At 33.7% G+C, this 7,049-nt stretch carries 6 protein-coding genes; all 6 read right to left on the bottom strand.

From position 1 onward, the window contains the following. Window positions 1-104 precede the first annotated feature (104 nt). The 6 genes from IEV57_RS11110 to IEV57_RS11085 all read right to left on the bottom strand — a co-directional run bounded on the left by IEV57_RS11110 (window position 105) and on the right by IEV57_RS11085 (window position 6,993). The gene (locus IEV57_RS11110; RefSeq protein WP_188442733.1) at window positions 105-1,250 is read right to left on the bottom strand and encodes a peptidase associated/transthyretin-like domain-containing protein; all 1,146 of its coding nucleotides are present in this window, start codon (window positions 1,248-1,250) and stop codon (window positions 105-107) included. 2 nt (window positions 1,251-1,252) lie between these two features. Further along, window positions 1,253-2,413, bottom strand: a complete 1,161-nt coding sequence (locus IEV57_RS11105; protein WP_188442731.1) for a hypothetical protein — start codon at window positions 2,411-2,413, stop codon at window positions 1,253-1,255. Window positions 2,414-2,703: 290 nt separating this feature from the next. Continuing rightward, a complete protein-coding gene (locus IEV57_RS11100; RefSeq protein WP_188442729.1) occupies window positions 2,704-3,852 on the bottom strand; it encodes a hypothetical protein in 1,149 nt (382 codons plus the stop codon). Window positions 3,853-3,934: 82 nt separating this feature from the next. Next, window positions 3,935-4,168 carry a hypothetical protein gene (locus tag IEV57_RS11095; RefSeq protein ID WP_188442727.1) on the bottom strand — a complete coding sequence of 78 codons (234 nt, stop codon included), beginning with the start codon at window positions 4,166-4,168 and terminating at the stop codon, window positions 3,935-3,937. A 497-nt stretch (window positions 4,169-4,665) separates the two neighbouring features. Further along, window positions 4,666-5,826, bottom strand: a complete 1,161-nt coding sequence (locus IEV57_RS11090; RefSeq protein WP_188442725.1) for a DUF4934 domain-containing protein — start codon at window positions 5,824-5,826, stop codon at window positions 4,666-4,668. A 15-nt stretch (window positions 5,827-5,841) separates the two neighbouring features. Beyond that, window positions 5,842-6,993, bottom strand: a complete 1,152-nt coding sequence (locus IEV57_RS11085; protein WP_188442723.1) for a DUF4221 family protein — start codon at window positions 6,991-6,993, stop codon at window positions 5,842-5,844. Window positions 6,994-7,049: the final 56 nt, after the last annotated feature.

Genomic DNA, 7,049 nt, shown 5'->3' with positions numbered 1-7,049 from the left:
TTGGTGAACAGCTTGTAATATTCGTCGTTGCTAATCTTTTTCATGACGCAAGATTACAACCCAAACAGTAATCAGAAAATATGGGGTTTATCGGACGGATACAATTAATTTCCTTTCTTCATCACAACATCGTCAATAAAATCAATATCAACCTTCTTCTTTTTATCAGGCTTTTCGTTGGTATGTTCATGAAAAACTAATTTAACAGCAACCCTTTTTGTTCCAAGCTCTGGAGAATTACCTATCCTTTTTAGTTCACTTATTTCCACCTGCTTCACGTAAGATAACCCATCTACCACAAAGTAATCAATTCTAATATCAATTTCTCCATGATGGTAGTATCCCATGATATTTCGATGAGAGGAGGACGCTTTAAGAATTTTTGCTTCAATAGCATTAACATGATAAGTATCAATGTTAATCAAATAAACAATCTCTGATTTGCTTCCTCTACTAGCCAGCTTGACAAATTTCTCTCCTTCATTTTCAAGTAAATCTTCAAATCTCCAATTAGAAATAACCTTAACTTCTGGATTATGTAGCGTAAGTCTTTCGAACCAACTCTTTTTAGATAAAAACTCGGTGATAAAAGCATCATGGATCTGATCTGGAGGTCCATATGGAAAATCAAAACCCACAAGTTCCCCAACTTTAGCATACGAATATTTTTGCTCACCATCTACGTTGATAAGTTGTTTAAAATATACATCATCATTGTTGGTATATTGATTTTTCCCAGTAGCTTTTCGAAATCCTTGAGCATCATACAATATCTCCATTTCATAAGCGAAAGTTGGCTCTCCATCTTCTATGACTTGCTCAGAATAGCTTGCTAGTCCTGTGTAGCTTTTGGTATAGAAAGTCTTATCGACCATTTCCATAGTCTTGAGATAAAAATCAGATGGGCTAATGCCAATATCCACTACTGAGACTCCGCTCAGCTCAATATCATTCTCTTCTAATAATACCTCATTTATTTGGTCTCTTTTAAGTTGTCTGATTTGTAGTATTTTGACCTCATATCCCATGAATGACACCTTGATCTCGTCATCTGAGTATTTGGAAGAAACTGTCAGCGTACCCATTCCTTCTAAATTCGTCACAACGCCTTGAAGAGAATTGCCGATTTGTATATGAGCATAACTTACTGGTGCAGCATCAGCTGCTCGCTTGACAGCAAAAGTATATGTCTGCCCAATAGCTCCCAAAGAAAACAACAACAATCCAAGCAATGTAAAAAAACTCCTCATAACTATTCCAATTTAAATTTATAAACTATAATCTCTTCATTATTAGGGTTTCCACCAGAACCATCAGCATAATAATAATCACCTATTTTTCCTATGATTGCAAAAGAAGTGGGAACTTCTACATCACCAACCAATGCTTTATCCTTATAAATCTGCATCCTTTGTGGATTTGTACCATGCTCTAGGACAGTATCATTTGGAATACCTAAAGTATAAGTCCTGAAAGTAATGCCATCCTCATGGAAATGCTTGACATACTTATAATATCCTTTCTGTATTTTATTCATCCTAAACACCAAGTTACTTGCTTCTTCATGATGCTTAGTTTCTATATAATCCTGATGCATACCAATTCCCTTTACACCAAAAGCCTCTTTTACATTAAACTCCATATCGGTTATGTAAATCAATGAATCTGGTTCAAAACTCAAATAAATCTCCTTCTCATGAACATCATGATAATACAAATCAAGATATGTGATATGACTATAATTTAAATACACAGGTGGTCTTTTGCCCAATACCCTTGTAGCCTTTCCAGTTTTGAGATCAAATTCTCCATAGGTTCCCCCATACAAATAATATTCTCTGTGGTCATAACCATTGAACTTGGGATTACTTGATTCAATTTTTACATAAAAAAACCCGTTATTTTCAAAAACTTGATTGCCCCAGTATTTAAGTTCATATACTGCAGGATTATCAGGTGTAGGGTTATGCTCGATTTCGTGTAGCGTACTCCCATGTTCGAAATCCAACTCAAACCGTCTCACTAGGTTAAAATCTTTATTGAAAACGGAGACAGTATATCCAGAGATAAAATAGAATTGATCTTTCCCAAAATAAACAGTATGAAATCTTTGAATCTCTGATGGACCTTCCCCTTTGGTGATCGGTTTCCTCTTAAAATTCCCTTCAAAGTCAAACTCTAAAATCTGAGTACTCAATCTATCAATAAAATAAAAGTTTTCATTATGCAGTAAAGTTAATCCAATCCCGACAGGCTCATCATACTCAAATTCAAGCAATTCTAAATTGATTGTTGAAATTAATTCTTCACCTACCTTGGACGAAGTAATAATTATGGTATCATCAACACTTTGAACCTTTTGCTTACAACTCACAAATATTAAAAGTGTAATATATAAAAGAGATAATCGCATTTCAATACAATTTAAAAAGGTAGAAATTGACTGGTAGCCGAAATATAAGTAACCTTAGTTTGGAGCAACCTCACCCCACTGAAATTCAATACTGCAAGTCTCTCCAACATAACAACGGATAGTATCACACTTTTTTCTAAAACTGATTTCACTCCCTGGCTCACAATTATTATATTTTTCATGGCATCTCGCATATTCACAAGTCTTACCAGCTTCTATATTGTTTGGATGAAAACACATTATTGTGTTCAATATTACTATCACCATTACTTTTGATAAACCTTTCATAACTATTCCAATTTAAATTTATAAACTATAATCTCTTCGTTATCTGGATTTTCATCCGATCCATCTGCGTAATAGTAATCCCCTATTTTTCCTATTACTTTAAAATAATTAGGAACTTCTACATCTCCAATCAGCACCTTCCCCTTATAAATCTGCATTCGTTGAGGGTTATCTCCGTAGTCAAAGCTAGTTCTATCTGAAACACCTATTGTATATGTTCTAAAAACCATATCATCTTCAGGAATATATTTAATATACCTGTAAAAACCCTTTTGTGCGCGATTTGGCCTCCAGTAGGTATCATAGTCTTCCAAATTATTGACTTGGATGTAATCTTGCAACATACCTACCCCACTTACTCCAAAGGCTTCTTTGAAATTAAAATCCTTATCGGCTATGTAGATCAAAGAGTCTGGCTCAAAACTTAGGTAAATATATTCATTTGCGATATCATGATAATAGAAATCAAAATGGGGGATATGCTTATAATTGAGGTAAATAGCTGGCTTTTTCCCAAGTACTCTTAAAATCTTTCCGGTTTTCAAATCAAACTCACCATAATTGGCAGTTTCCTGATAGTACTTGTTATGCATCAAGAAATTTAGCTTTGGGTTAGAGGTCTCTATTTTTGTATAGAATTTCCCGTCTCGTACAAATATTTCATTGTTTACATATTTCACTTCATAAATCCCAGGATCATTTGGCTGCGGATTAGATTCAATCTCCTTCAAAGAACTGTTGTGGTAAAAGTCCAAGATAGTTCTCTGCGAAAGTTCATTATTCCTGTCAAACTCATAGATGGTATATCCACTCAAAAAATATTTGAAATCACCATTCATCGCAAAACTCTCAAACCGCTGTATTTCAGAAGGGCCTTCACCTTTGGTAATAAGCGCATCAATAAAATGACCCTCAGCATCGAATCTCAGTAGTTGAGAATTGAGTTTGTCAAGAAAAAAAAGCTGGTCATCCAATAGAAATGAATTCCCCTTGCCGAATAAGTTTGTACTATCAAAATAAATCTTTTCTAGAATAATTGAGTTGACTATATCGTCAGCAATAGAAGATGAAATTTTAATTTTTTCATCTGGGAATTTCTGTCTACAACTCAAAAAATTGAGTGCTAAAACTAAAACAAGCAAATATTTCATAGTTCTAATCAAGTAAAAATTATCACCCAAAGAATTCAGGTGATAATTTTGTTCATATTAAATTTTAAATTGAGCATTAGATCTACTCAAAATCCACATCAATGTCTAAAGTCCAATCACAACCTTCGCCTATTAAACAGGCTAATTCTGATGCACAACTAGATCTCAAACTAATTTGATGACCTGGCAAACAGTATCCCATTCCAACCGAATGACAACGATGATTTTCACAACTAGCTTCAGCCGAAGACTCAATAGGGTTCCATGTAAGCGCCATCACTCCCGCTAACAAACTGAATAAAATTTTCTTTTTCATAACACTTTTTGTTTTAGTTAAAATATGATTTTAATGACTCTAAAAGTTTGACCACAAATAAAACTGTTTCCAAGAAAGAAAGAAAGAAGCAAATTTTTAGTTTAAAATATTTGAAAAAATTTAAAGCATTTTTTTCTTCAATTCGCAGGTTATTTACATATTCGACCTGTTTATATTGCTACTTTATTTGTTTACACATGATTATTTAGTTTGTGAAAAATTAAGAATTTTTTGGTTTTTCAATTGATTGAAGATTTGATTCTTCCGCATCTATATCGTTCGTCCCGATGGGACTTTGGAGTGGTGGTAGCGATTTTTGTCGGTAGGTTAAAACCTACCTACCGTTAGAATGTCGCTCGTCCCGATGGGACTTAAAGGGATTTTTGGGAACACCTTTTTTCTTTGCGTTACTTTGTGTTGCTCTGCGGTTAAAAAAGACGCAAAGAATAGAATAACATACTGAGGGGGAATTAAAAACAAGAAACCAAATTGATTTCTCAAAACTTGATGTTGATATCAGGCTTTAATTTATAAACTAGCAGGATAATATCTTCTGCATCGGCATCACCTATTTTATTTATCTCACTTTTGTATTTCTCATCAGGTAAACTATCCATATCAATAATAGAATTCAGAAAATGATAATTAATGGGGTACACAAAATAGCCAGGCGAATCAAAATTAGTAAAAGGTCCCCATTTCAAAATGCCATCCATATCATTTTCGAGTGTCCGAAGCAAAACTGCTTTTTGGGTTTCTTTCTCAGATATGATCATCTGAAAATTTTCAGCTTGCCACAAACCCATCAAAATGTAATCCCCTAGGTCCACCAAACCATCACCCATAATAAAGGCATCTTGAAATATCTGCTCCTGAAAAATCTCTTGGAATGAATATGTTCGATTTTTTCCCATTTTTAAACCCTTATCACCAATGTCAATGCTTATGCACTCAATTGATTTATCTTTTAGAATACGGAAAACATTGTTCTGCATAATCTCTTTATAATAAATCTCCTCAGTTCCTTGGAAAAAATAATCTGACTTTCCGCCCTCAAATTCAAATTCACGAGCACCTTCTTTTGGGTATTTTAGGTAATGATAATTGATAAAATCATCTTCCAGAAAAATGAGTTTCTTATCTTTATCATCTTGGACAAAATCAACAAGCACAATCCCATCATCTACCACAAACATATCCCCAACTGATAAAAAGTCTTTTAGATAATACTCATTTTTGAATACTCCATCTAATCCATAGATCAAAATTTTCTTATTGATGGGGCAATAAAAATATATCTCCTCTTTGTTTTTAGACAACCTGACTCCTCTTTGATTTATGAATTCACTTGGACCATTTCCCTTGTTATTGATTTCGGCCAAAAAGTCCCCCGATTTGGAAAATATATGAATCATCTTGTTGACCGTCTGATCGACTACAATAATTTGATCTTCACTATAAATCAATTGATCCAGACTTCCTATTGGTGTAAGTGGTTTTAACTGAACGATTTCAAAAGCATCAAAAAGCTCAGAGTATTTGATGGTAATCTCTTTATTGAAATCTACTATAAAAACATTGGGATCATTGCTGGCAGTTTCTGTTTTACAGGAAACAATTGTCAATAATAATGATGCGTAAAGCCAGAATTTTTGCATTCAATTATTTTATTGCTAATTAAGGTTAATCTCAAAGAGCGTAAAAGTCATGTTTTCTTCCCCTATTAAATCGGTATCATTCAAAATATACATCCCTTCCTCTGCAAAATGCATGTAGAAATGATTAAATGCCGACACATCAATATCCCCTAGAATATTACCTTCCAGATCTGAAAACAATAACCTGTTTTCATGCTTTTCATCGAGCATTTTGAAGGAATCCTGACTAATCCTATTAAATTCATTTTCGGATAAGGCTTTTCTATAATGTCTGACGATCAGTTTTCTAAATGGATCATAATACACTGTTCGAAAAGCATTACCTGTATAATATTCCTTCTTCCATTCACCAGGTCTCTCGCCTTTTCTATTTGACATATCAACAAAATCCTTCTTGGGTGAAAGGGTGAGTTGCTCAACTTCTACAAAATCTTTCGTAATATAAATTTCGTCTGTAACCGGAAAATTAATAATATACTCACCAGTATCAGGATTTTTCACAAAAGAAATAATCATATCTAAAATATTCACATTCTTCATCAGGTAAGTTTCCGGTAGCTGAAAAAGTTTTTCTGCTTTCTGCTGATCCACATTCAAAGACATCACCAATTGAGTCAAGTCTTCATACTTAAAAGGTGGCCCCGCATAAATATATGGTAGATCATATAATCCATAAAACACCCCTTCATTAAAGTCCATAGATCTGTAAACCCCTGCTGATAACAAAAAAGACTCTGGGTCATATTTAGAAATCTTAGTATTAAACTTGATCTCGTTATTGTCTATTAAATAGAGTTCAGCTCGATTATTATGATATGACAAATATCTATTATTCTCCAATGGAGTAATATAGGTATATCCAGACTCGTATGGGGTTACATAACCATTGATATTACCTAACTCCAATATTTCAACAGCTTCCCCACCTTTTCGAAGGTCAAATTTTCCTATTCCTTTCATACTTTGAATAAAAAAGTAAGGACGACCTCCATCATTTAGAAATATTGGATTACCGTGTAGTTTCGGAAATGTGTTTCCCAAATCAATTGAAACCTCCTTGACTGGGACTAGAGCAATCGAGTTTACTGTTTCAGATTCCGAATCTTGACTTTGCTTGCATGAAAAGAATATCACAAAAATAAATATCCACTTAAAGGCATTTTTCATATATTAATCTTTAAAAAACCCAAAGCTTAAGAAAGCTGTGGGTTAATTTACAATTT

The sequence above is a fragment of the Belliella aquatica genome (genome assembly GCF_014637795.1).
In the GTDB taxonomy this organism is placed as follows: domain Bacteria; phylum Bacteroidota; class Bacteroidia; order Cytophagales; family Cyclobacteriaceae; genus Belliella; species Belliella aquatica.
The sequence above is the reverse complement of the archived record's forward strand: the minus strand, read 5'-3'. Positions and strand labels throughout refer to the sequence as shown.